This window comes from Burkholderia sp. AW33-5 (assembly GCF_053427615.1).
The window spans coordinates 118,209-143,366 of sequence record NZ_JBSAXA010000005.1; the positions used below are offsets into that span (position 1 = coordinate 118,209).

Annotated in this window: 22 protein-coding genes and 1 pseudogene; 9 read left to right on the plus strand and 14 right to left on the minus strand. The window is 68.1% G+C overall.

Features of this window, described 5'->3' with window-relative positions:
- Positions 1–4: 4 nt before the first annotated feature.
- The 7 genes from ACV22V_RS12155 to ACV22V_RS12185 all read right to left on the minus strand — a co-directional run bounded on the left by ACV22V_RS12155 (position 5) and on the right by ACV22V_RS12185 (position 7,181).
- The gene (locus ACV22V_RS12155; RefSeq protein ID WP_448014006.1) at positions 5–733 is read right to left on the minus strand and encodes an HAD family hydrolase; all 729 of its coding nucleotides are present in this window, start codon (positions 731–733) and stop codon (positions 5–7) included.
- Positions 730–1,581: a carbohydrate ABC transporter permease gene (locus ACV22V_RS12160; protein WP_448014008.1), complete on the minus strand. Its 852-nt coding sequence runs from the start codon at positions 1,579–1,581 to the stop codon at positions 730–732. The genes ACV22V_RS12155 and ACV22V_RS12160 overlap by 4 nt, the downstream gene beginning before the upstream one ends.
- Entirely contained in the window at positions 1,578–2,525 is a 948-nt protein-coding gene (locus ACV22V_RS12165; RefSeq protein ID WP_059527898.1) for a carbohydrate ABC transporter permease, read from the minus strand. The genes ACV22V_RS12160 and ACV22V_RS12165 overlap by 4 nt, the downstream gene beginning before the upstream one ends.
- Before the next feature lie 102 nt (positions 2,526–2,627).
- On the minus strand, positions 2,628–3,953 hold the full coding sequence (locus ACV22V_RS12170; RefSeq protein ID WP_059527901.1) for an ABC transporter substrate-binding protein: 1,326 nt from the start codon (positions 3,951–3,953) through the stop codon (positions 2,628–2,630).
- 82 nt (positions 3,954–4,035) lie between these two features.
- A complete protein-coding gene (locus ACV22V_RS12175; protein WP_448014009.1) occupies positions 4,036–5,388 on the minus strand; it encodes a D-tagatose-bisphosphate aldolase, class II, non-catalytic subunit in 1,353 nt (450 codons plus the stop codon).
- The gene (locus ACV22V_RS12180; protein ID WP_448014095.1) at positions 5,376–6,332 is read right to left on the minus strand and encodes a sugar kinase; all 957 of its coding nucleotides are present in this window, start codon (positions 6,330–6,332) and stop codon (positions 5,376–5,378) included. The genes ACV22V_RS12175 and ACV22V_RS12180 overlap by 13 nt, the downstream gene beginning before the upstream one ends.
- 72 nt (positions 6,333–6,404) lie before the next feature.
- Positions 6,405–7,181, minus strand: a complete 777-nt coding sequence (locus ACV22V_RS12185; protein WP_059527907.1) for an L-iditol 2-dehydrogenase — start codon at positions 7,179–7,181, stop codon at positions 6,405–6,407.
- On the opposite strand from ACV22V_RS12185, the gene ACV22V_RS12190 reads away from it, so the two are divergent.
- The 6 genes from ACV22V_RS12190 (at position 7,165) to ACV22V_RS12215 (ending at position 11,210) form a co-directional block, all read left to right on the plus strand.
- Complete coding sequence (locus ACV22V_RS12190) at positions 7,165–7,401, plus strand: hypothetical protein (RefSeq protein ID WP_156437251.1); 237 nt, start codon at positions 7,165–7,167, stop codon at positions 7,399–7,401. The genes ACV22V_RS12185 and ACV22V_RS12190 overlap by 17 nt on opposite strands.
- Before the next feature lie 108 nt (positions 7,402–7,509).
- Positions 7,510–7,971: a Fur family transcriptional regulator gene (locus ACV22V_RS12195; protein ID WP_059527909.1), complete on the plus strand. Its 462-nt coding sequence runs from the start codon at positions 7,510–7,512 to the stop codon at positions 7,969–7,971.
- A 48-nt stretch (positions 7,972–8,019) separates the two neighbouring features.
- The gene (locus ACV22V_RS12200; RefSeq protein ID WP_059527911.1) at positions 8,020–8,934 is read left to right on the plus strand and encodes a metal ABC transporter solute-binding protein, Zn/Mn family; all 915 of its coding nucleotides are present in this window, start codon (positions 8,020–8,022) and stop codon (positions 8,932–8,934) included.
- Positions 8,935–8,947: 13 nt separating this feature from the next.
- The gene (locus ACV22V_RS12205) at positions 8,948–9,838 is read left to right on the plus strand and encodes an ABC transporter ATP-binding protein (RefSeq protein WP_059527914.1); all 891 of its coding nucleotides are present in this window, start codon (positions 8,948–8,950) and stop codon (positions 9,836–9,838) included.
- Entirely contained in the window at positions 9,831–10,616 is a 786-nt protein-coding gene (locus ACV22V_RS12210; protein WP_044844479.1) for a metal ABC transporter permease, read from the plus strand. The genes ACV22V_RS12205 and ACV22V_RS12210 overlap by 8 nt, the downstream gene beginning before the upstream one ends.
- Before the next feature lie 135 nt (positions 10,617–10,751).
- Positions 10,752–11,210: a DUF2778 domain-containing protein gene (locus ACV22V_RS12215; RefSeq protein WP_448014011.1), complete on the plus strand. Its 459-nt coding sequence runs from the start codon at positions 10,752–10,754 to the stop codon at positions 11,208–11,210.
- Positions 11,211–11,513: 303 nt separating this feature from the next.
- Here ACV22V_RS12215 and fghA read toward each other — a convergent pair whose 3' ends face one another.
- From fghA to ACV22V_RS12230, 3 genes and pseudogenes are all read right to left on the minus strand, one after another.
- Complete coding sequence (fghA, locus tag ACV22V_RS12220; protein WP_448014013.1) at positions 11,514–12,362, minus strand: S-formylglutathione hydrolase; 849 nt, start codon at positions 12,360–12,362, stop codon at positions 11,514–11,516.
- A 15-nt stretch (positions 12,363–12,377) separates the two neighbouring features.
- Positions 12,378–12,599 carry a hypothetical protein gene (locus ACV22V_RS12225; protein ID WP_448014014.1) on the minus strand — a complete coding sequence of 74 codons (222 nt, stop codon included), beginning with the start codon at positions 12,597–12,599 and terminating at the stop codon, positions 12,378–12,380.
- 10 nt (positions 12,600–12,609) lie between these two features.
- Positions 12,610–14,048, minus strand: a pseudogene (locus ACV22V_RS12230) (xylulokinase).
- Between the two features lie 450 nt (positions 14,049–14,498).
- Between ACV22V_RS12230 and ACV22V_RS12235 the strand changes: the two are divergent.
- The gene (locus ACV22V_RS12235; RefSeq protein ID WP_059527937.1) at positions 14,499–15,875 is read left to right on the plus strand and encodes a nucleobase:cation symporter-2 family protein; all 1,377 of its coding nucleotides are present in this window, start codon (positions 14,499–14,501) and stop codon (positions 15,873–15,875) included.
- Positions 15,876–16,142: 267 nt separating this feature from the next.
- Here the strand turns inward: ACV22V_RS12235 and ACV22V_RS12240 are convergent, their stop codons facing one another.
- The 3 genes from ACV22V_RS12240 to ACV22V_RS12250 are packed head-to-tail and all read right to left on the minus strand — an operon-like array spanning position 16,143 to position 22,159.
- On the minus strand, positions 16,143–17,666 hold the full coding sequence (locus tag ACV22V_RS12240) for an efflux transporter outer membrane subunit (RefSeq protein ID WP_059527941.1): 1,524 nt from the start codon (positions 17,664–17,666) through the stop codon (positions 16,143–16,145).
- The gene (bpeB, locus tag ACV22V_RS12245; protein WP_059527945.1) at positions 17,666–20,866 is read right to left on the minus strand and encodes an efflux RND transporter permease BpeB; all 3,201 of its coding nucleotides are present in this window, start codon (positions 20,864–20,866) and stop codon (positions 17,666–17,668) included. The genes ACV22V_RS12240 and bpeB overlap by 1 nt, the downstream gene beginning before the upstream one ends.
- A 15-nt stretch (positions 20,867–20,881) precedes the next feature.
- A complete protein-coding gene (locus ACV22V_RS12250) occupies positions 20,882–22,159 on the minus strand; it encodes an efflux RND transporter periplasmic adaptor subunit (protein WP_059527948.1) in 1,278 nt (425 codons plus the stop codon).
- 398 nt (positions 22,160–22,557) lie between these two features.
- Here ACV22V_RS12250 and ACV22V_RS12255 point away from each other — a divergent pair, with 398 nt between their 5' ends.
- Positions 22,558–23,199 (plus strand): TetR family transcriptional regulator, encoded by a 642-nt coding sequence (locus ACV22V_RS12255; protein WP_448014016.1) that lies wholly within the window; start codon positions 22,558–22,560, stop codon positions 23,197–23,199.
- A gap of 127 nt (positions 23,200–23,326) precedes the next feature.
- Here the strand turns inward: ACV22V_RS12255 and ACV22V_RS12260 are convergent, their stop codons facing one another.
- A complete protein-coding gene (locus tag ACV22V_RS12260) occupies positions 23,327–23,980 on the minus strand; it encodes a cysteine hydrolase family protein (RefSeq protein WP_321851294.1) in 654 nt (217 codons plus the stop codon).
- A gap of 152 nt (positions 23,981–24,132) precedes the next feature.
- Here ACV22V_RS12260 and ACV22V_RS12265 point away from each other — a divergent pair, with 152 nt between their 5' ends.
- Positions 24,133–25,134, plus strand: a complete 1,002-nt coding sequence (locus ACV22V_RS12265) for a helix-turn-helix domain-containing protein (RefSeq protein ID WP_059690608.1) — start codon at positions 24,133–24,135, stop codon at positions 25,132–25,134.
- Positions 25,135–25,158 lie beyond the last annotated feature (24 nt).

Consider the following 25,158-nt stretch of genomic DNA (forward strand, 5'->3'; position numbering starts at 1 on the left):
GGTACTAATTCGGCAGCACGGCGCCGGTCGCCTGCCAGCGCGCGACGTAGCCGGGCAGCTCGTGCATGTCGTCGAATACGTGACGCGCGCCGATCCCGCGCAGCGCGTCGATCTGCGCGGCCGACGCATGCCCGCCGCCGATGAAGCCGAGCACGGTCATGCCGGCCGCGGCGGCCGCGGTGATGCCGGTCACGCTGTCCTCGACGACGAGGCATTGCGCGGGCACCGCGCCGAGCGCGCGTGCGGCCGCGAGATACACGTCGGGCGCGGGCTTCGGCCTGGCGACGGCATCCGCGCAGAACAGCCGGTCGCCGAAAAAGCGCGCGAGGCCGGTGCGGGTGAGCGCCGCCTCGACGTATGCGCGGTAGCTGTTGCTCGCGCATGCCGTCGTCAGACCGATCGCGGCGAGTGCCGTATCGATGCCGGCGACCATCGGCGCGTTGACCGCCGCCGCCTCGACCGCGCGGCGGATCGCGTCGACGTCGACCTCCGTCAGCGTGCGGCCGACCGCCTCGCTCGCGCCGGCCAGCACGCGCTCGATGCGCAGCCCGAGCAGCGGCATCACCGCCGGCCGCGCGTCGACGCCCGGCCAGCGCGCGTCCAGCTCGCGCACGATCACGTCGGCGGCGACGGCCTCGCTGTCGATCAGCACGCCGTCGCAATCGCAGATCAGCACGTTCACCCCGTGGCCGACCGCGCCTTTTCCGCCCGCGCCTTCGCCGGCCGCGCTCATTTGACCGCCCCGAACGTGAGCCCGCGCACGAGCTGCTTCTGCGACAGCCAGCCGACGATCAGGATCGGCGCGACGGCCAGCAGGGAAGCCGCGGACAGCTTCGCCCAGAACAGCCCCTCGGGGCTCGAGTACGACGCGATGAACACGGTCAGCGGCGCGGCGTTCGAGCTCGACAGGTTGATGCTCCAGAACGCCTCGTTCCACGACAGGATCACGAGCAGAAGCGCGGTGGACGCGAGACCCGGCAGCGCCATCGGCATCAGCAGGTAGACGATCTCCTGCCACGTCGACGCGCCGTCGATGCGCCCGGCTTCGAGGATGTCCTTCGGGATCTCGTTGAAATACGTGAAGGTCATCCAGACCGCGATCGGCAGGTTGATCAGCGTGTACACGATCACGAGGCCCGACACGGTATCGAGCAGCCCCGCGTTCTTCCACAGCAGGTAGATCGGCACGAGCACGCCGACCGACGGCATCATCTTGGTCGACAGCATCCACAGCAGCACCTTCTGCGTGCGGTGGTTCGGGAAGAACGCCATTGCATAAGCCGCAGGCACGGCGAGCAGCAGCGAAATCACCGTGACGCCAGCCGAGATCAGCACCGAATTCCACGCGAACGCGAAGTAGTTGCTGCGCGCGAACACCTCGCGGAAGCTGTCGAGCGTCGGCATGAAGAACAGCGACGACGCGTATGCCTGCTGCTCGGTCTTGAACGCGGTGATCGCCATCCAGAAGATCGGGAAGAACAGCAGCAGCGCGAGCAGCCACGCGAGCGCGCCGGGCAGCGCACGCCGCACGAGGGCGAACGCGGCCGGCGCGCGCCGGCCTTCGAGAGTCAGGTCGCTCATTTCTCGTACTCCCCCTTCAGGTTGCGCGCGAGCATCCGCACCAGGAAGAACGACACGACGTTCGCGACCACGACGGCGATGATCCCGCCCGCGGATGCGAGGCCGACGTCGAACTGCTGCAGGCCGAGCGCATAGATCAGGTACGACAGGTTGGTCGTCGCGTTGCCGGGGCCGCCGCCCGTCGTCGTGTAGATCTCCGCGAAGATCGACAGCAGGAAGATCGTCTCCATCATCACGACCACGGCGATCGCGCGCTTCAGGTGCGGCAGCGTGATGTAGAAGAACATCGCGATCGCGCCCGCGCCGTCGATGCGCGCGGCTTCCTTCTGTTCCTGGTCGAGCGACTGGATCGCGGTGAACAGGATCAGGAACGCGAACGGCAGCCACTGCCACGCGACGATGATGATCACGGCGGTGAGCGGGTAGTCGGCGAACCAGTCGATCGGCGTCATCCCGAGCGCGCGCATCGCGTTCGCGACGAGCCCGTACACCGGATGCAGGATCATGTTCTTCCAGATCAGCGCGGCGACCGTCGGCATCACGAAGAACGGCGCGATCACGAGCAGGCGCGCCACGCCCTGCCCGTAGAACTTGCGGTCGAACAGCACGGCCATCAGCACGCCGCCGACCACGGTGATCGCGAGCACCGCGCCGATCAGCACGAGCGTGTGCCAGATCGCGGGCAGGAACGACGGATCGGTCGCGAGGAAGCGGTAGTTGTCGAACCCGGCAAAGCCCTTCACGTCCGGGTTCAGCAGGTTGTAGCGCGAGAACGAATACCAGATCGTCATCGCGAGCGGGATCGACATCCACAGCAGCAGCACCGCGACGGACGGCGACACGAGCCAGCTGGCGCCGCCGCGCGCGCGGCGCGGCGCGCCCGGCGGCGACGACGCGTCGCCGACCGACGGCGCGTGGCTCAAGGGAAGACGCAAATGACGCATGATCGGAGTCCCTCCGGTTGAGGCGCGGGCGCGAACGGCCGCCCGGCCTGTCTGCTTCAGCGACGTGCACCGTGCGCGGCGGCGCGCACGGTGCGGGCCGCGTTACTTCTTGTAGCCGGCCTGACGCACCGCGCGATCGGCGGCGGCCTGCCCGGCGGCGAGCGCCTGGTCGACCGTCATCTGGCCGGCCACCGCACCGGCGATCGCCTGTCCGACCACCGTACCGAACGACTGGAATTCAGGAATCCCGACATACTGCACGCCCGTGTACGGCACCTTCTTCAGCGACGGATCGTTCGGGTCGGCCGTCTCGATCGCCTTCAGCACGAAGTCCGAGAACGGCGCGGCGGCCTTGTACTCGGGGCGCTGGTAGGTCGACGCGCGCGTGCCCGGCGGCACCGACGCCCAGCCTTCGTCCTTGCCGGCCATCTCGATGTACTGCTTCGACGTCGCCCACGCGATGAACTTGCGCGCGGCGTCCTGCTGCTTCGACGTCTTCGGCACGGCCAGCGCCCATGCCCACAGCCAGTGCGAGCCCTTCGGCGTGGCGGCGACCGGCGCGGCCGCGAAGCCGATCTTGTCGGCGACCTGCGACTGCTGTTTGTTATAGAGCATCCCGGCCGCGACCGTCGCATCGATCCACATCGCGCACTTGCCCGATGCGGTCAGGGTCAGGTTCTCGTTGAAGCCGTTCGAGCTTGCTCCCGGCGGGCCGTCTTTCTTCAGCAGGTTCACGTAGAAATTGATCGCCTTCTTCCATTCCGGCGACGTCAGCTGCGCGTTCCAGTTCTCGTCGAACCAGCGCCCGCCGAACGTGTTCACGACCGTCGACACGTACGCCATGTTCTCGCCCCATCCGGCCTTGCCGCGCAGGCAGATGCCGTAGGTGCCCTTCGCCTTGTCGGTGAGCTTGTCCGCGAATTCGGCGATCTGGTCGTAGGTCGGCTGGTCGGGCATCTTCAGCCCCTTCGCCGCGAACAGGTCCTTGCGGTAGAACGTCATCGAGCTTTCGACGTAGAACGGCAGCGCATACAGCTGACCGTTGTACGACAGGCTGTCGCGCGCCGTCTTCACGATGTCGTTCAGGTCGTAGTCGGCGGGCAGGCCCGTCATCGGCGCGAGCCAGCCGCGCTTGCCCCACTGCGGCGTCTCGTACGTGCCGATCGCCATCACGTCGAACTGGCCGCTGCCGGTCGTGATGTCGGTCGTCGCGCGCTGGCGCAGCACGTTTTCCTCGAGGATCACCCAGTTCAGCTTGATGTCCGGGTTCGCCTTCTCGAACGCCGGCGACAGCTTCTTCAACTCGATCATGTCCGGGTTGTTCAGCGTCGCGATCGTCAGCGTGCCGGCGGACGCCGCGCACGCGGCCGTCGCGAGCGCGGCTCCGGCGAAGCAGCGTGCGGCGGCATCGAGCATCTTTCGTTGCATGGCATGTCTCCTGTGATTGTTCGAACTGTCGTCGGTGTTGCGTATTGCGCGTTTCGTATTGCCTCGCTTCCTTCGCGGCCCGTCACGCCGGCCGCTGCATCCCGCACGCGCGCGCATAGTGCGCGATCACGTCGCGTATCCGGTGGCGCACCCATGCGCGCGGCTCTCTCGCGAGGCCGCCCGCGCGGCACGCGGCGTACACGTCCGGCAGCCACTGCGCGACGAGCGTCTCGGGCACGGGCTGCCGCGCAAGGTTGTCGAACAACTGCTCGACCGCCGCCGCGACGGCCGGCTGCAGCCAGTAATAGCGGATCCGGTCGCTGTAGCTGAACTGGCGCGCGAGCCGCTGCTCGGTTTCGTCGCCGCGGTAATACGGCGCCCAGTGCTCGGGCTGCGCGCGCATCGCGGCGTCGACGACGTCGCGCAACCGCGAGCGCTGCGCGACGTCGTCGATCAGCGCGTCCTCGATGAAGGTGAGCGCGAACAGCGCCTCGCGCAACGCGAAGGTCAGCGCGGGCCCGACCTTCAGCACCGCGAAGTGGTCGCGCACGAGCGCGGCGAGCGCGCCTTCGGTCTGGTAGTCGGTCGAATGCGCTTCGAACACGAGGCGCGGCGTGCGCAGGATGCTCGCGCCGAGCGACGCGGCCTTCGCGCTGTCGTAGTCGAGCACGTGGCGATCGTCGAAATCGACGCCCGGCTGCGCGACGATCGCGACCACGCGCGTCCATGCGTCGTCGAGCCCGGCCGCCTCGAATGCGCTGCGATGCGCGTCCAGCGTCGCGGCGATGCTGTCGCTGCGCGTGACCGCGATCCGCGCGATCGCATCGCCGCCCGTATCGCCAGCCACTTCGCCGCCCGGCGTCGGCACCTCGGTGCCGATCACGTACACGGGCGCGACGCCGGCGCGCGCCGCCGCGTCTTCGGCCGCGCGGCACAGCTCGGCCGCGCGGGCGGCGATGGTCCGGTCGTCGAGCCGCGCCGGATCGTCCGCGCACGCCATGCTCGCGTCGAGGTGGATCTTCTCGAAACCGGCTTCGACGTATGCGGCGACCATCGCGGCCGCTTCGCGCATCGCATCGGCCGCGCGGCGGTGCCGCCACGGGTTCGGGCCCAGATGGTCGCCGCCGAGCACCAGCGCCGACGGCGCGAGCCCGCAGCGCTGCGCGATCGCATCGACGTCGCGCCGGAAATCGGCGGGCGTCATGCCCGTGTAGCCGCCGAGATGGTTCACCTGGTTGCAGGTCGCCTCGATCAGGAGCGGCGAGCCGTCCGCGCGCGCGGCCTCGCACGCGGCCTCCAGCACGAGCCGGTGCGCGCTGCAGACCGAATAGATGCCGCGCTGCGCATCCGCGCGGTTCGCGTCGAAGATCATCCGCAGCACGGTGTCGGCGTGCGCGTTGCGCGGGCGTTCGGCGACGGGGGTCAGGCCGGACATGCGACACCTCGTTCGGTCAGGAAGCGGTCGATTTCTGTCGCGCTGCTGTTGCCCTCCATCGGGCCGCGCCGCGTGACCGCGATCGCGCCGGCCGCGTTCGCGCGGCGCAGCGCGACGTCGACCGGCAGGCCGGCGACGAGGCTCGCGACCAACGTGCCGCCGAAGCAGTCGCCGGCGCCGGTCGGGTCGAGTTCGTCGACCGGCCAGGCCGGCACGTCCACACGGCTCGCACGGTCGAACGCGGCGCTGCCGGCCGCGCCGCGCTTGAGCACGACGCGCTCGAGCAGCGGATGCGTCGCGAGCAGCCCCGCGATCGCGCGCTCGGCAGGTTGCGGCCCGCAGAAGAACGGCAGGTCGGCTTCGCTCGGCAGAAACAGATGACACGCGGCGAGCATCGCGTCGAGCGCCGCGCGCATCGGACGGAAGCTGAGCATCTCGGGCCGCACGTTCGGGTCGAACGACACCTTCGCGCCGACGCGCGCCGCTTCGATCACGCCGCGCTGGACCGCCGCGATCGCCGATTCGCTCGTCAGCGACGAGCCCATCACGTGGAAGTAGCGGCAGCCGTCGAACATCGCGGAGTCGACGTCGGATGCATCGACGCACGCGGCCGCGCTGGTCGACAGGCTGAACACGAAGCTGCGCGAACCGTCGTCGCGATACGCGACGAACGCAGTGCCGGTGGGACGCGCGACACGACGAATGCGCGCGACGTCGACGCCGTCCCGCTCGAGCCGCGCGACGATCGCGTCGCCAAACACATCGCGCCCGACGCAGCCCGCATACGCGACGCGCGCGCCGAGCCGCGCGGCCTGGTCGGCGAAGATCGCCGGCGCGCCGCTCGGAAACGGCCCCGCGAACAGGCCCGGCGTGTCCAAGCCCTGGCCGCGCTCGGCGGCGACGAATTCGGCCAGCAGTTCGCCGGCGACGACGATCTCGGCCATCATGCGTGCCCTCGTGCGGCGGCGGCCGCGCGCGGCGCGGACGCCCGGGTTGCGCGTGCGAGCGGCGCCATGTCAGCTCATCCAGTTGCCGCCGTCGACGTTCAGCGTCTGGGCGGTGATGTAGTCGGCGTCGGCCGACGCGAGGAACAGCGCGGCGCCGGTCAGGTCGCCCGGCACGCCCATCCGGCCGAGCGGCACGGCTTCGCCCACGAGCCGCTTCTTCTCGCCGAGCGGCCGGTTCTCGTAGCGCGCGAACAGCGCATCGACCTGCTCCCACATCGGCGTGTCGACCACGCCCGGCGCGATGCCGTTCACGTTGATCCGGTGCGGCGCGAGCGCGAGCGCGGCCGACTGCGTGTAGCTGATCACCGCGGCCTTGGTCGCGCAGTAGTGCGAAACGAGCGCCTCGCCGCGACGCCCCGCCTGCGACGACATGTTGACGATCTTGCCGCCGCGGCCCTGCTCGACCATCCGCTGCGCGACGGCCTGCATCAGGAAGAACAGCCCTTTCACGTTGACCGCGAACAGCCGGTCGAACACGTCCCAGGATTCGTCGAGGATCGGGCGCATGTCGAACAGCGCCGCGTTGTTGAACAGGATGTCGACGCCGCCGAAGCGCTCGACGGCGGTCGCGACGATGCGCTCGATATCGTCGCGGCGCGTGACGTCCGCGGTGACGGCCACCGCGCGGCCGGAGTTTGCCTCGATCAGCCGTGCGAGCGAACCGCCCGCGGGCTTCACGTCGACCAGCACGCAGCGCGCGCCCTCGTCCAGATAGCGTTGCGCGACCGCTTCGCCGATGCCGCTTGCCGCGCCCGTCAGGATCGCGACCTTGTCTTCCAGTCTCACTGGTTGTCTCCGGTTCGTTCTGCTGTGCGAAGGCAGCGAGGTGAGCGAACGCTCGCCGACCGATCAATTGCTCTGTTGTTGGTCGAATGATCGGATACGCGATTCACGCTGTCAAGGCGGCACGGCGGCTTTCGATGATGCGCTGCGGCACGATCGCGCCGCGCGTCGCGTGGAAAACCGCGCGCGGCAAGGCGCGGCGCGCTGGGTGCGGCGCGGCTGAAACGGCGATGAAGGGGACGGAGCCGGTGCGCGGGGCGGAATTCGGGCTGCACGACGAGAAGATACGTTATATCATCGCGATACTTCGTTTCATTGCCTGCTTCACGCCATGGCCACCTCATCGCCTATCGACGCCCGGCTGTCCCGGGCCGACGCATTCGCCGCCGAGCACGGGCTCGCGTGGACGCCGCTGCGCCGCCAGGTCTACGAACGCGTGCTGGCCGCGCAGCGCCCGATCGGCGCGTACGACCTGCTCGCCGAGCTCGAGCCGCAGCGCGGCCGCGTGCCGCCGACGACCGTCTATCGCGCGCTGGATTTCCTCGTCGAGCACGGCTTCATCCACCGGATCGAATCGAAGAACGCGTTCTTCGCGTGCTGCGAGATCGGCGTGCCGCACGAAGGCCAGTTCCTGATCTGCGACTCGTGCGGCGAGACCGTCGAGATTCCGGGCAGCGACCTCGCGAAACAGCTGTCCGCGAGCGCGCCCGCGCATGGGTTCGAAGTCCACCACCAGGTCGTCGAGCTGAACGGCCTGTGCGGGCACTGCAAGGGCAAGCCCGCGCAACGCTGACACCGCACACGCGCGGCGCACGCGCCGCCCCTTCCAACGAGGAGTTTCATGTCCATTGCCCTGAAGCGCGCGCCGCGGCGCGCCTTGCCGCTTGCCCGTCTGTTCGCCGCCGCAGCCGCCGCGCTGTCGATCGCCGCACCCGCCTTCGCGCAGGCCGCAACCGTCAACGTCGTCGCCGCCGAGAATTTCTATGGCGACGTCGCATCGCAGATCGGCGGCCGCCACGTCGCGGTGACCAGCATCCTCAGCAATCCCGATCAGGATCCGCACCTGTTCGAAGCGAGCCCGAAGACCGCGCGCGCGCTGCAGCACGCGCAGGTCGTGATCTACAACGGCGCGGACTACGATCCGTGGATGGGCAAGCTGCTCGGCGCGTCGAAGCAGGCGAAGCGCGCGACGATCGTCGTCGCGGATCTCGTCGGCAAGAAGGCCGGCGACAACCCGCACCTGTGGTACGACCCGGCGACCATGCCGGCCGCCGCGCGCGCGATCGCGGCCGAGCTGGGCCGCGCCGATCCGGCGAACAAGGCCGACTACGACGCGAACCTGCAGAAGTTCGTCGCGTCGCTGAAGCCCGTCGACGACAAGGTCGCCGCGCTGCGCGCGCAATACAAGGGCGTGCCGGTGACGGCCACCGAGCCTGTGTTCGGCTACATGTCCGACGCGATCGGCCTCGACATGCGCAACCAGCGCTTCCAGCTCGCGACGATGAACGACACCGAAGCCAGCGCGCAGGACGTCGCCGCGTTCGAGAACGACCTGCGCAAGAAGCAGGTGCGCGTGCTGATCTACAACAGCCAGGCCGAAGCGCCGATGACCAAGCGCCTGCTGAAGATCGCGCGCGACAGCGGCGTGCCGGGCGTGAGCGTCACCGAGACGCAGCCGGCCGGCAAGACCTTCCAGCAATGGATGGCCGGCCAGCTCGACGCGCTCGCCGCCGCGCTGGCCGCCAGCAAGAAATGACTTACGCAACGCCATGACCGACACTCCCCACGCACTCGCACTCGATCGCGTCACGCTCGAACTGGGCGGACGCACGATCCTTCGCGACGTGAGTTTCTCGATCGAACCCGGCGAATTCGTCGGCGTGCTCGGGCCGAACGGCGCCGGCAAGACGACGCTGATGCGCGCGGTGCTCGGTCTCGTGCCCGTCGCGGGCGGCACGCTGTCGGTCGGCGGCGTGCCGGTCGCGCGCGGCAACGCGTCGATCGGCTACATGCCGCAGATCAGGAGCGGCCTCGCGAATCGCCGGATGCGCGGCTACGACTTCGTCGCGATGGCCGCCGACGGCCACCGCTGGGGGCTGCCGCACACGAACGCCGCGACGCGGCGCGACGTCGACCGCGTGCTCGACCTCGTCGGCGGCCGGACGCTCGCGCGCCGGCCGCTGTCGGAGCTGTCGGGCGGCGAGCGGCAGCGCCTGCTGCTGGCGCAGTGCCTGCTCGGCAACCCGAAGCTGCTGCTGCTCGACGAACCGCTGATCAGCCTCGACCCGAACCACCAGCGCGGCGTCGTCGAACTCGTGCGCAAGGTGCAGCGCGAACTCGGCATCACCGTGCTGTTTTCCGCGCACGAACTGAATCCGCTCCTGAACGCGCTCGACCGCGTGCTGTATCTCGGCAACGGCGTCGCGGCGCTCGGCACCGTCGACGAGGTCATCACCAAGCCCGTGCTGTCGCGGCTCTACGGCTCGCCGATCGACGTGATGCGCGTGAACGGCAAGATCTTCGTGATGTCGGGCGACGTCGAAATCGAAAAGCACGATCACGAACACGAAGACGACGACGGCCACTCGCACGGCGGTGGCGGCGGCCACGACCATCACCACCACGGACACGCTCATCCGGGGCATTCGCACGATGTTTGAATACGACTTCATGATCAACGCGTTCGCCGCGTCGGGGATCGTCGCGGTGCTCGCGGGCATCGTCGGCTACTTCCTGGTGCTGCGCGGACAAACCTTCGCCGGCCACGCGCTGTCGCACGTCGGCTTCACCGGCGCGACGGGCGCGGTGCTGCTCGGCATTTCGCCGATCTGGGGGATGGTCGGCTTCACGCTCGCGGCCGGCATCGGCATGGGCGCGCTCGGCGAACGGCTCGCGGGCCGCGACGTCGCGATCGGCGTGATCCTGTCGGGCGCGCTCGGGTTCGGCCTGCTGTTCCTGCACTTCTACACGTCGTTCGCGACGCAGGTCACCGCACTGCTGTTCGGCAACGTGCTCGCGGTCAGCCACGACACGCTCGCGGTGCTGGCCGGCATCGGCGCGGTGAGCCTCGTCGCGCTCGCGCTGATCGCGCGGCCGCTGCTGTTCGCGTCGCTGCAGCCCGAACTGGCCGAAGCCAAGGGCGTGTCGCTGCGCACGGTGTCGATGCTGTTCCTCGCGGTGTGCGCGCTCGCGGTGGCCGCGGCGACGCAGATCGTCGGCGTGCTGCTCGTGTTCACGCTGCTGGTCGGGCCGGCCGCGGCCGCGCAGAACGTGTCGACGCGGCTGTCGACCGGCGTGCTGCTCGCCGCGCTGTTCGCGCTGTTCGAAGCGTGGGCCGGGATCGCGCTCGCATATCACACCGACTGGCCGACGAGCTTCTGGATCACCGCGCTGTCCGCGCTCGTGTATGGCGCGAGCCTGTTGCGGCGACGCACATGACGTTCAGCCGGTTCTCGGCATGCCTCGCAACCGTGCCTGTCGGCGCACCCAATATTTTCGGACCAATCCGATCGCGCGCGCCACATCGACCATGGCAGGATGTTCAGCCCCCACTCCGGCTGAGCCATACCTGCCATGCTCGAATGCACATTCGATCTGAACGATCAGGACATGAGTCGTCTGCAATGCGGCGCCATGTCCTTTCCAGCCTTTTCGGGCAGCGCGCGTCACCGCAATCGCCGCTCGTCGTCGTGCCTCGTCGGTGAAGGCGCCATTCCGCCAGGCCGCTACTACATCGTCGATCGGCCAACCGGCGGCATGCTGGGCCCGCTGCGAGAACTCTTCAGCGACAAGAGAGACTGGTTTGCGCTCTACGCCGCCGACGACAGCATCGACGACTACGTACTTTGCGACGACGTCCGACGCGGAAGTTTTCGCCTTCACCCAAAAGGCGTACGGGGAATCAGCAGGGGATGCGTGACCATCGAATCGACGATCGATTACGCGCGACTGAAGGACTTGCTGACCGCGCAGAAGCCCATTCCGATCCCGGGCTCCTCCGTGCGGGCATACGGCACGATTACCGTCAAATGAAGCGAATCGTGTACCGAGCCGCAGTCACCGCGTGGGTACTCGTGGCATCCGTGTCACTTGCGAGGCTATGCCTCACTCACGCGTCGTTCGCACTACCGATACCCGATCGCGCGTGGGTTTGGCTCTTCACGCATGTTCCCGGGTTCTGGGACGGCGAGGCGGGCGATGATCTCGTCATCGTCGTGCATTTGCTGATAGCGCTTGCGATGGTGATACCGGCGACATGGCTCGCCTTGCGCCTGCTGCGAAAGTCGAAGCGCCACGCCACTCGCTGATGCGGGATAGCGTGGCCGGTTCGCCGCACTAACGTGACAACACCCGCGCATGATGCGCGACGTGATCGGCGATGAACGTCGAGATGAAGTAGTAACCGTGATCGTAGCCCGCATGACGGCGCAGCGTCAGCGGCTGGCCGGCCTTCGCGCACGCGGCTTCGAAGACGTCGGGGTTCAGCTGGTTCGCGAGGAACTGGTCGGCCAAGCCCTGATCGACGAGGATGCCGTCCGCGAACTTCGGCGCATCCGCGCGCGCGACGAGTTCGCTCGCGTCGTGCTGCTTCCACGCTTCGCGATCATCGCCGAGGTACCCCGAGAACGCCTTTTCGCCCCACGGGCAACGCGTCGGCGCGGCAATCGGCGCAAACGCCGACACCGACCGGTACAAATCGGGGTGACGCAGCGCGAGCGTCAGCGCGCCGTGCCCGCCCATCGAGTGGCCGAAGATCCCGAGCCGCGCGCCGTCGATCGGCAGCTCGGCCGCGACGAGCTCGCGCAGCTCGCCCGTCACGTACGACTCCATCCGGTAATGCGTCGACCACGGCGCTTGCGTCGCGTCGACATAGAAGCCCGCGCCGACGCCGAAATCCCACGCATCGGCCTCGCCCGGCACGCCCGCGCCGCGCGGGCTCGTATCGGGCATCACGAGCGCGAGGCCGTGCTGCGCCGCGTACTGCTGCGCGCCGCCCTTGATCGCAAACGTCTCCTCGGTGCACGTGAGCCCCGCGAGATAGAACAGCCCCGGCACGCGACCGTGCGCCGCTTGCGGCGGCAGATACACCGAGAACTTCATCGGCAGGCCGATCGCCTTCGAATCGTGGCGATAGAAGCGTTGCTCGCCACCGTGGCAAGCATGCGAAGAAACGAGTTCGAGCATGGGGTTCCCTTCCGTTCAATACAGCACGATCGGGCGAATCGATTCGCCCTTCTTCATCGGGTCGGCGGCGCCGTGGAGCGTCTCGAGCGGCAGCGCGTGCGTGATCAGGTCGAGCCGCGCCGCGCGACACGGCGATACCGTGGCGTGCCCGTCATGATCCCCGATCCCGCCGCCCGTCGCGTGCGGGAAACAGCCGCCGGCTTGCCGCGACGCGTCACCGCTGTCGCGACAGGACACGTGCCCGAGTTTAAACGCCGGTCGTGAACCACGCATCCGTTCGCGCATACAGATCGACGAAACGCGCGTGGCGTGCGGCCAGCGCGCGATCGTCGTGCGGTGCGGCGACCGGCGACGCGGTCGGCGCCAGCGTGCGCAGCGCGTCGTCGCGCCAGTGTCCGATCGCGACGCCCGCGAGCAGCGCGGCACCGCGCGTCGCGGCATTCGGGCAATCGACCGCGTCGAGCGACGCGCCGAGCGCATCCGCGAGCAACTGGCGCCAGCGCGGATCGACCGAGCCGCCACCGGCGAGGCGCAACGTCGTCACCGGATCGGCCCGATTCGCATCGCGGATCGCATCGAGCCCCGCGCGCAACGCGAACGCGACGCCCTCGAACGCGGCGCGCATCATCGCGCCGCGCGTGTCGCCGAGGCCGAGACCGAGCCAGCCGCCGCGCGCGTCGGGATTCATCCACGGCGAACGCTCGCCCGTCAGGTATGGCAGGAAGCAGAGCCGCGCCGACGCCGGCTGCGCGAACGCGTCGTCGTACGCATCCGGCCAGCCCGGATAGCCGAGCCAGCCGCGCACGGCTTCGAGCGCGAGCCCGACGTTCTGCATCGCGGCCATCGTGTAATAGCCGCCGCCAGCCGCCGTGCGATAACGGTGCAGCCCGCGCCCCGTGCGGGCGGCAACGCATCCGCGAGCACGACGATCTGGCCGCCGCTGCCGGTGGTCAGCAGCGCGTCGCCCGCCGCGACGAGCCCGCTGCCGAGCGCCGCGCACGCGGTATCGGCCGCCCCCGTCGCGAGCGGCACGCCGGCCGGCAGCCCGAGTGCCGCCGCCGCCTTCGCATCGAGCACGCCGCAGCGCGCACCCGACGCCCGCACCGATGCGAACCGGTCGACGGGCAAGCCGAGCGCGTCGATCAGCGCCGTGTCCCACGCGCCGTCCGGCGTCGCGAGCGCGGTCGCGCATGCGTCGCTCGGATCGGCCGCGACCTCGCCGCCCAGCGCGACGCGCAGCCAGTCTTTCGGCTGCACGGCCCAGCGTGCGTCCCGCAACGCCTGCGGTTCGTGTGCGGCCACCCAGCGCAACAGGGGGCCCGCCATGCCGGGCGCGACGGGATTCGGCGCGCCCGGCCAGTCGGCCGCGTCCGCTTCGCGCGCCGCGCGCGTATCGGGCCACAACAGCGCGGGCCGCACCGGCTGCCCGGCCGCATCGATCAGCACGACGCCGTGCATCTGGCCGGAGAAGCCGATCGCCGCGACCTGCGCGCGCTCGTCGGCCGGCAATCGCGCAGCGGCGCGCACGAGCGCCTGCCACCACACGTCGGGGGTGATTTCAGCCCAGCCGGGCTGCGGCGACGACAACTCATAGGGTTCGCTCGCAACCGCGCGCTCGACGCCATCGGCATCGAGCGTGACGAGTTTGACGGAGCCGGTACCGAGGTCGATTCCGAGCAGGCGCATGACGGGTTGGCGTATTCGAATAAACAGATATCGATGATAGCGGGATCGCGACATGCGGCCCGATTTGCGCGGCGATTTTGACGCGCTGGCGACGCGATAGAACGAAGCCGCGCACGACCGGTTTCACCCGGCTGCACATGGCGTGCCAAAACGGCCGCCAGCGGGTTAACCCGGCGCGATTTTCCGCCGGTCGTTTTTTCCACTATGCCGCGGTCGCGATACACACCATAAAGCCGCCGATATTTGACATGGGGGCCTGCACTATTTTGAAGGGCTATAAAACCGGGGAACCTCACTCCAGCGGCGTTTCCCGATGATCGACACCCTGTTTCATGCCGAAATGGCATATCGAACCAGCAAAGAACGGAATAGAACCCAGCGCTCTTGTTGCGATGTTCCATTCCGCATAACTTCGTATCACCCCGAAAACAAGATCATGGAGTGAGACAGATGCAATCGAACACGGTCCATCCGTGCGATGAGGTGCTGCCGACCGGCAAGCTTGTAACGCTTGGTCTCCAGCACGTCCTCGTCATGTACGCCGGCGCCGTCGCCGTGCCGCTTATCGTCGGCGGCGCGCTGAAGCTGCCGAAAGACCAGATCGCGTTCCTGATCAGCGCCGATCTGTTTTCGTGCGGCATCGCCACGCTGATCCAGACGCTCGGCCTGTGGATCTTCGGGATCCGCCTGCCCGTCATAATGGGCTGCACGTTCGCGGCCGTCGGCCCGATGATCGCGATCGGCACCAACCCCGGCCTCGGCATTCTCGACATCTTCGGCTCGACCATCGCGGCCGGCATCATCGGCATCGTGCTCGCGCCGATGATCGGCAAGCTGTTGCGGTTCTTCCCGCCGGTCGTCGTCGGCACCGTGATCGCGGTGATCGGGCTGTCGCTGATGGAAGTCGGGATCAACTGGGCGGCGGGCGGCGTCGGCAATCCGGAATACGGCAGCCCCGTCTACCTCGGCCTGTCGCTGCTCGTGCTCACGCTGATCCTGCTGATCAACAAGTTCGGCCGCGGCTTCCTTGCGAACATCTCGGTGCTGCTCGGCATCGTCGCCGGCTTCGTGATCGCGTTCGCGATCGGCCGCGTGAATACCGACGGCGTCGCGCACGCACCGTGGGTCGGCTTCGTGATGCCGTTCCACTTCGGCCTGCCGCACTTCGACCCGCTGTCGATCGCGACGATGGTCACGGTGATGTTCGTCACGTTCATCGAATCGACCGGCATGTTCCTCGCGGTCGGCGACATGGTCGATCGTCCGGTCAACCAGGAGCGCCTCGTGCGCGGCCTGCGCGTCGACGGCCTCGGTACGCTGATCGGCGGCATCTTCAACTCGTTTCCGCATACGTCGTTCTCGCAGAACGTCGGCCTGATCGGCGTGACGGGCGTGAAGAGCCGGTACGTCTGCGCGACGGGCGGCGTGATCCTGGTGCTGCTCGGCCTGTTCCCGAAGATGGCGCAGGTCGTCGCCTCGGTGCCGCCGTTCGTGCTCGGCGGCGCGGGCATCGTGATGTTCGGGATGGTGGCCGCGAACGGCATCAAGGTGCTGTCGAAGGTCGACTTCGTGAACAACTCGCACAACCTGTTCATCGTCGCCGTGAGCGTCGGGATGGGCCTCGTGCCGGTCGTGTCACCGCACTTCTTCTCGAAGCTGCCGCCCGCGCTCGCACCGATCCTGCACAGCGGCATCCTGCTTGCGTCCGCCTCCGCCGTGATCCTGAACATCGTGTTCAACGGCGTGAAGGGCGAGAAGGATGCACGTTGCGAAATCCGCCGCGCAGGGCACGACTTCGACGGACGCCCGGCCGACGCGCATCACTGATCGATCCGCACCGGATGCGCCAGGGCATGGCGCGATACGGTAGAGGAAAAACGCCACGGCTTGCCGTGGCGTTTTGCTTTGTGGCGAGTTGATTGGGCGACGATAGCGGTGGCGCCGGCGGTGGCGGCGATGACGATCCACGGTCGCGGCTTACCCAAACCGGTCGCAAAAAAAAAACCACGGACTTTCGTCCGTGGCGTCGTCGCATCCCGGAGACCGAGACTTCAGCGAACCGGAGCGGTCGCCCGCCCCTGTCCGCCTTCGTGCTTACCCGTTCGTCGCCGCTGCCGACGCAGGCGCCGGTGCGGCCGCCTTGTCGTAGTCGACCGTTTCGTCCGGTGCACGCGGCGTCTCGCCGGCGCGCTGGATCCAGCCGCCGCCCAATGCGCGGTACAGCGTGACCAGGTTCGTCCAGCGTGCCAGACGTGCGCTGATCAGCGACTGCTGCGCCGAGTACAGGTCGGTCTGCGCGGTCAGCACCGACAGATAGCTGTCGACACCGTTCTTGTAGCGCAGGTCCGACAGGTCGAAGCGTCGCTGCTGCGCGTGCTCGTTGCGCTCGAGCGCTGCGATCTGCTGATCGTACGTGCCGCGTGCGGCCAGCCCGTCCGACACTTCCCGGAACGCCGACTGGATCGCCTTCTCGTAGTTGGCGATCTCGATGCGCTTCTGCACGTTCGCGAGGTTCAGGTTCGCGATGTTCTGCCCGCCTTCGAAGATCGGCATCGTGATCTGCGGCGCGAACGACCACGCCGCCGTGCCGGCCTTGAACAGCCCGCCGAGCGTCGGGCTGCCGGTGCCGAACGCACCCGTCAGCGAGATGCGCGGGAAGAACGCCGCGCGTGCCGCGCCGATGTTCGCGTTCGCGGCCAGCAGCGTCTGCTCGGCCTGCATCACGTCCGGACGACGCGTCAGCAGGTCGGACGGCAGACCGGCCGGCACGTCCGTCAGCAGGTTCTGCGCGTCGAGCGGCATGCCGGGCGGCAGGTCGTCCGGCAGCGGCTCGCCGATCAACAGCACCAGCCCGTTCAGCGCCTGCGCACGCGCACGCGCCTGCGCCTGCTGGTTCGCGAGCGCCGTCTCGACGACCGTCTGCGCCTGACGCAGCTCGAGCTCGGAGCCCGTGCCGTTGTCGAACTGCAGCTTCGTCAGGTCGTACGACGCCTGTGCCGTCTTCAGCGTGTTTTCCGTGACCTGCAGCAGGTCGTCGGTGGACAGCAGCGTCAGATACTGGTCCGCGACCTGCGACACGAGCGAGATCTCGGTCGCCTGCCGCGCATACGACGTCGACAGGTACTGCGCGAGCGCCTGGTCCTTCAGGCTCTGCACGCGACCGAACAGGTCGAGTTCCCACGACGCGGATACGCCGACGTTGTAGGCGCGCGAGATATACGGCGCACCGGTCTGCGACAGGCCCTGCGGCACGCGCTGGATGCTGCCCGTGCCCGTGCCGTCGAGCGTCGGGAACAGGCCCGCGCGCGTGATCTGGTACTGCGCGCGCGCCGCCTCGATGTTCAGCACCGACACGCGCAGGTCGCGGTTGTTCTTCAGCGCGATCTCGATGAGCCGCTGCAGGCGCGGATCGACGAAGAATTCGCGCCAGCCGATGGCGGTCGCCGCCTGGCCGTTCGCGCTGCGCGCGCCGGCAGCGCCCGGCTGCGTCGCATAGACGCCGCCGGCCGGGTACGCCTGCGCGACGGGCGCGTCGGGCCGCGTGTAATGCGGCGCCATCGTGCAGCCCGTGGCAAAGAGCGCGACCGCGATTGCAGTCAAAGCGTGTTTTTGCATCATCACTGTCCCTTGTTGCCTTCGTCGCCGTTGCCCGGCTTCTCTTCGTGGTGCGAGTGCTCCTGAGCCAGACGCAGCGCCTGGTCGACGTCTTCCTTCTCGCCGCTGAAGATCGCGCGGATCTTCACGAAGAACATCGGGATCATGAAGATCGCGAGGAACGTCGCCGTGATCATCCCGCCGATCACGCCCGTGCCGATCGCGTGCTGGCTCGCCGAACCCGCGCCGTTGCTGATCGCGAGCGGCATCACGCCGAGAATGAACGCGAGCGACGTCATCAGGATCGGACGCAGCCGCAGGCGCGCCGCTTCCAGCGCGGCCTCGATCGGCCCCATCTTCTCCGTCATCTGCAGTTCGCGCGCGAACTCCACGATCAGAATCGCGTTCTTCGCGGACAAGCCCACGGTGGTCAGCAGGCCGACCTGGAAGAACACGTCGTTCTCGAGGCCGCGCATCGTCGCCGCGAGCAGTGCGCCGATCACGCCGAGCGGCACCACCATGATCACCGAGAACGGGATCGACCAGCTTTCATACAGCGCCGCCAGACACAGGAACACGACGAGGATCGAGATCGCATACAGGATCGGCGCCTGCGAACCCGACTGGATTTCCTGGAACGACAGGCCGGTCCACGAATAGCCGATACCGACCGGCAGCTTCTTCGCGAGCCCTTCCATCGCGGTCATCGCCTGGCCGGTCGACTTGCCCGGCGCGGCCTGACCCTGGATTTCCATCGCCGAGACGCCGTTGTAGCGCTCGAGCTTCGGCGAACCGTACGTCCAGTGGCCGGTTGCGAACGCGCTGAACGGCACCATCCCGCCCGACCCGTTGCGCACGTACCAGATGTTCATGTCCTCCGGCGTCATCCGGAACGGCGCGTCGGCCTGCACGTACACCTTCTTGATCCGGCCGTCGGTGTCGAGGAAGTTGTTCACGTACTTCGACGCCCACGCGATCGAGAACGTCTGGTCGATCGCCTCCGCCGTCACGCCGAGCGCATTCGCCTTCTCGCGGTCGATGTCGACCTTGTACTGCGGCGTGTCGTTCAGGCCGTTCGGGCGCACGCCCTGCAGCGTCGGATCCTTCGAGGCCATCCCGAGCAGCTGGTTACGCGCGGCCATCAGCGCGTCGTGGCCGAGACCGGCGTTGTCCGTCAGCTCGAAGTCGAAGCCCGCGGCCGTACCGAGTTCGGGAATCGACGGCGGGTTGAACGGGATCACGATCGCGTCCTTGTAGCCGGCGTAGCGACCGAACATCCGCCCGATCAGCGCCTGGACCTTCTGGTTCGCGTGCTGACGCTGCGAGTAGTCCTTCAGCTTCACGAACACGAGACCGGAGTTCTGGCCGCGGCCCGCGAAGCTGAAGCCATTGACCGTGAACGCCGATTCGACGATTTCCTTCTCGTCCTTCAGCAGGTAGTCGGAAATGTTCGCGAGCGTCTTCGCGGTCGTTTCCTGCGTCGAGCCCGACGGCGTCTGCACGATCACGAACATCAGGCCCTGGTCTTCATCCGGCAGGAACGACTTCGGCAAGCGCACGAACAGCAGGCCGACCGCGACGATCACGACCAGGTAGATGATGAGCCAGCGGCCCGAACGCTTGATCACGTGGTGCACGCCGACGTGGTACTTGTCGCGGCTGTTGTTGAACGTGCGGTTGAACCAGCCGAAGAAGCCCTTCTTCTCTTCGTGATGCCCTTGCGGGATCGGCTTGAGGATCGTCGCGCACAGTGCGGGCGTCAGAATCAACGCGACCAGCACCGACAGCACCATCGCCGACACGATCGTCAGCGAGAACTGACGATAGATCGCGCCGACCGAACCGCCGGAGAACGCGACCGGCACGAACACCGCCGACAGCACCAGCGCCACGCCGACGAGTGCGCCGGTGATCTGGCCCATCGCCTTGCGGGTCGCCTCCTTCGGTGACAGGCCCTCTTCCGCCATCACGCGCTCGACGTTCTCGACCACCACGATCGCATCGTCGACCAGCAGGCCGATCGCGAGCACGAGGCCGAACATCGACAGCGTGTTGATCGAGAAGCCCACCAGCGACATGATCGCGAACGTGCCGAGCAGCACCACCGGCACCGCGATCGTCGGGATGATCGTCGCCCGCAGGTTCTGCAGGAACAGATACATCACGAGGAACACGAGCACGATACCTTCGAGCAGCGTCTTGACCACTTCCTCGATCGACAGCTTCACGAACGGGGTCGTGTCGTACGGATACTTCACGACGAGGCCGTGCGGGAAGAACGGTGCGAGCTCGTCGATCTTCGCGCGCACGGCTTTCGCGGTCGCGAGCGCGTTCGCGTTGGTCGCGAGCTGGATACCGAGTGCCGCGGTCGGCTGACCGTTGTACTTCGTGTCGAAGTTGTAGTTTTCGCCGCCGAGGCCGATCTGCGCGACGTCCTTCAGGCGAACCTGCGAGCCGTCCTGGTTGACCTTCAGCAGGATGTTGCCGAACTGCTCGGGCGTCTGCAGCAGCGTCGATTCAGTGATCGTCGCCTGCAGCACGGTGCCAGGCTTGGCCGGCGTGCCGCCGATCTGGCCGCCCGCGATCTGCACGTTCTGCGCGGTGATCGCCGAGCTCACGTCGACCGGCGTGAGGCCGTAGTTCGTCAGGCGGGTCGGGTCGAGCCAGATCCGCATCGCGTACTGCGAGCCGAACAGCGTGACGGTGCCGACGCCGTTCAGCCGGCTGATCGGATCCTTCACGTGCGACGCCACGAAGTTCGCGAGGTCGTACTTGTTCATGCTGCCGTCTTCGGAGTTGAAGGCGAGCACCAGCAGGAAGCTGCTGCTCGACTTCGTCACCGACAGGCCGAGCTGCTGCACGACCTGCGGCAGAACCGGCGTCGCGAGCGACAGCTTGTTCTGCACCTGGACCTGCGCGATGTCGGCGTTGGTGCCCGGCGCGAACGTCAGCGTGATCGTCGCGTTGCCCGAGTCGTCACTGGTCGACGACATGTACAGGAAGTTGTCGAGACCGCTCATCTGCTGCTCGATCACCTGCGTCACCGTGTCTTCCACCGTCTTCGCGGAAGCGCCCGGGTAGTTCGCGGTGATCTGGATCGATGGCGGCGCGATCGTCGGATACTGCGCGATCGGCAGCGTGAAGATCGCCGCGACCCCGGCCAGCATCAGGATGATGGCGATCACCCACGCGAAGATCGGGCGATCGATAAAAAACTTTGCCATGAAACAGGCTCCCTGTTATTGCGCGCTCGAAGCAGCGGCAGCACTCGCCGGCGCGGCGCCCGATGCGGCGGCACCGGACGCGGCGGCGGCGCCGGAACCGGCGGCAGCCGGCGCGGCGGTGGCAGCGGCGACACCCGATGCGGCGCCGGCCGCCGGTGCGAGTTGTGCCTCCACCGACTTCACGGTCGCGCCCGGACGCACCTTCTCGACGCCCTGCACGATCACGTGGTCGCCCGCCTGCAGACCGCCTTCGACGATCCAGTCCTGGCCGCGCATGCCCGACGTCTTCAGCTGACGCGGCTCGACCTTGTTGCTCGCGTTCACCACCATCGCGATCGCCTGGCCCTTCTGGTCATGCGTGACGCCGATCTGCGGCACCAGGAACGCGTTCTCGTTCACGCCTTCCTCGATCCGCGCGCGCACGAACATCCCCGGCAGCAGCACGCGGCCCGGGTTCGGGAAGACCGCGCGGATCGTCACCGAGCCGGTTGCCTGGTCGACCGTCACGTCGGAGAACTGCAGCTTGCCGGCTTCCGAATACGTCTTGCCGTCCTCGAGGATCAGCGACACCTTCGCCGCGCCCGGACCGCTCGTCTTCAGGCGGCCGCTCTGCACGTCCTGGCGCAGCTTCAGCCCCTCGAGGCTCGATTGCGTGAGGTCCACGTACACGGGATCGAGCTGCTGCACCGTCGACATCAGCGTCGCCTGGCTCGCCTGCACGTAGGCGCCCGGCGTCACTTGCGAAATGCCGACGCGGCCCGTGATCGGCGAGACCACGTCCGTGTAGCCGAGGTTGATCTGTGCGGTATCGACCGCCGCCTTGCCGGCCGCGACGTCCGCCGCGGCCTGCCCCTGCGTGGCCACCGCGTTGTCGTAGTCCTGCTTGCTGACCGCGTTCGCGGCCACGAGCACCTTGTAGCGCGCGACCAGTGCGTTCTGCGTGACGAGGTTCGCCTGCGCCTTCGCGAGCGTCGCCTTCGCGCTGTTCAATGCCGCGATGTACGGCGCCGGATCGATCTTGTAGAGACGTTGGCCAGCCTTGACGTCGGTGCCTTCGGTGAATTCACGGCGCAGCACGATGCCGTCGACCCGCGCGCGCACCTGCGCGACGAGGAATGCGCTGGTACGGCCCGGCAGTTCGCTGAAGATGGGCACGGCTTGCGGCTGGACGGTGACGACGCCGACTTCCGGCGTTTGCGGCGGCGGTGCCGATTCTTTTTTTCCGCATGCAGCCAGGAAAACCGCGGCTGCCGCGACAGTGATCAAGCGGTATGGAACCCGTTCGACGCGCATGGAGCGACCTCTGTGTGTAACCAATGGAATAAGTGCAGCACCCGACGGGAGCGCAACACGGATGCGCCTCGCGGCGCAGATCGAACACCTGAATTACTGGACTGCTGGATACAGCAAGTCGGCACGAGACCTCCATGCCGACGAGATGCCGCGAACTGCGGACTGGTACTTTGGCGGGAATCAGCAGAGTGGGATATTAACTGATTGCCACTTTGGTCATTCGATCGTAGGGTGGTATTGTATATACATTCACGAATGTATGTAAAAAGCCCGCTCGCCCTTCGCCAACCGCTAGGTCTTACGAATTATTACCAGTCGCAAGCATAGCCCGTCCGCACAGCGACGACGAGGGTTACGGACCCTATATTCATCCACGATCGATTCATTCAGGCCTGCACATGGTCAGACGCACCAAGGAGGAGGCGCTCGAGACGCGCAACCGCATTCTCGACGCCGCCGAACACGTGTTCTTCGAGAAGGGCGTGTCGCACACTTCACTCGCGGACATCGCCCAGCACGCCGGCGTGACGCGCGGCGCGATCTACTGGCATTTCGCGAACAAGAGCGAGCTGTTCGACGCGATGTTCGACCGTGTGTTCCTGCCGATCGACGAGCTCAAGCGGATGCCGCTCGATGCGCCCGGCGGCAATCCGCTGGAGAAAATCCGCAGGATCCTGATCTGGTGCCTGCTCGGCGTGCAGCGCGACTCGCAGTTGCGGCGCGTGTTCAGCATCCTGTTCATGAAGTGCGAGTACGTCGCGGACATGGAGCCGCTGCTGCAGCGCAATCGTGCGGGGATGAGCGAGGCGCTGCACGCGATCGATGCCGATCTCGCCGGCGCCGTGCGGCTCAAGCTGCTGCCCGAGCGGCTCGACACATGGCGTGCGACGCTGATGCTGCACACGCTCGTCAGCGGTTTCGTGCGTGACATGCTGATGCTGCCCGACGAGATCGACGCCGAGCAGCATGCGGAACAGCTCGTCGACGGCTGCTTCGACATGATGCGTTACAGCCCGGCGATGCTGAAGACGGGCGACTGACCGGCTACCCCTCCGCCGGCGCGCCACGCACCGTGGCATCGCGGCATCGCGACCGGCCGGTCGATCCGGCCACGCGCGGGCGGCAGCGCCGCTCCGCCCGGTCGCCCCCCTGCCCTCCCCGATTCGCTCAGGCCGCCTTCGCGCGTTGCGCGCGGGCCCGCCGGTTCGACGCGGCCACCGAATCGCGCGCCGGCATCGCCGCGCCGCCGAGTCCCGCGATCCATGCATCGGTCGACATCACGGCCGCGAAATTCGACTGAAACACCACCGTGTACGCGCGGTGAATCTCTTCGGCACTCGCCGCGCCCGCTTCGTTCTCGTACGGCAACGCGCCGGTCGCGTCCGCCAGATACTCGACGGCGAGCCCCGCGTGCGCCGCGTGATAGACCGTCGACGCATTGCAGTTGTGCGTCATGTAGCCGGCGACCGCGAGCGTGTCGATGCCGCGCGCGTCGAGCCATGCGGCGAGATCGGTGCCGGCGAACGAACTGGCCTGCGCCTTCACGATCAGGTGCGCATACGGGCGGTCGGCGACGACCGGATGCAGCGCGACGCCGTCCGTGCCCGGCGCGAAGATCGGCGCGCCCGCCGGCGCGACGTGCTGGACGACGATCACGGGCACGCCGGCCGCGTGCGCGGCGTCGATCGCGCGGCCGATGTTCGCCAGCGATGCGTCGACGGGCGGATATTCGATCGGCAGGTTGCCCGTCACGTATTCGTTCTGGACATCGATCACGATCAGCGCACGGCGGGAAGCGGAAGGCAATTGGGCATTCGACATGGCAGGCTCCGGTTTCGGCGGCGCCGCCCCGCTCCGGAACGGGGCGGCCAGCAGCGCGATGCGATGCATTGTCGGATCGCATCGCGCTGACGGACAGTGGCCCGATAGCCATTCTTCGATAGAATCGGGCCATCACCCTTCCGGAGCCCGCCATGCGCGCCGCCGCGTCGTCCGTTGCCCCTGCCCCGACCGTCGTCGCCGTGATCGCGTACGACGGCATCAGCCCGTTTCACCTGTCGGTGCCGTCCGTCGTGTTCGGCAAGGAACGCGACGCGGCCGCGATGCCCGCGTTCGAGTTCCGCGTGTGCTCGGCCGAGCGCGGCCCGCTGTCGACGACGGGCGGCTTCACGATCACCGCGCCGTACGGGCTCGAGGCGCTCGACGACGCGGACATCGTCATCGTCCCGGCATGGCGCGACCCCGACGAAGCACCGCCTGACGTGCTGGTCGATGCGGTCCGCGCGGCCGCCGCGCGCGGCGCGCAGGTCGTCGGCCTGTGCCTCGGCGCATACGTGCTCGCCGCGGCCGGGCTGCTCGACGGGCGCCCGGCCACGACGCACTGGGCGTGGGCCGACGACTTCGCGCAGCGCTTTCCGCGCGTGAAGCTCGACCCCGACGTGCTGTACGTAGACGACGGCAACCTGATGACGTCGGCCGGCACGGCCGCGGGGCTCGACTGCTGCCTGCACGTCGTGCGGCGGCGCTTCGGCTCGGACGCCGCGAACCGGATCGCGCGCCGTCTCGTGATCCCGCCGCACCGCCAGGGCGGGCAGGCGCAATACGTGCCGCAGCCGGTCGCCGCGCATCCGCGCGACGCGCGGCTCGCGGGCCTGCTCGACTGGGTGCGCGCGCATCTGGACATCGCGCACAGTGTGGATTCGCTCGCCGAACGCGTGCTGATGAGCCGGCGCACGTTCACGCGCCACTTCCGCCAGGCGACGGGCACGACCGTCACCGCGTGGCTGCAGGCCGAGCGGCTCACGCGCGCGCAGCATCTTCTGGAAACGACGGGACAATCGATCGACGCGGTCGCACAGGCGGCCGGTTACGGCTCGAGCGTGTCGCTGCGTCAGCATTTCGCGGGCGCGCTCGGCACGTCGCCGTCGGCCTATCGGAGGGAATTTCGCGGCGCCGCGCCCGATGCGCGGCGCTAATGGCCGCCGCGCCGCCGGCGCTCG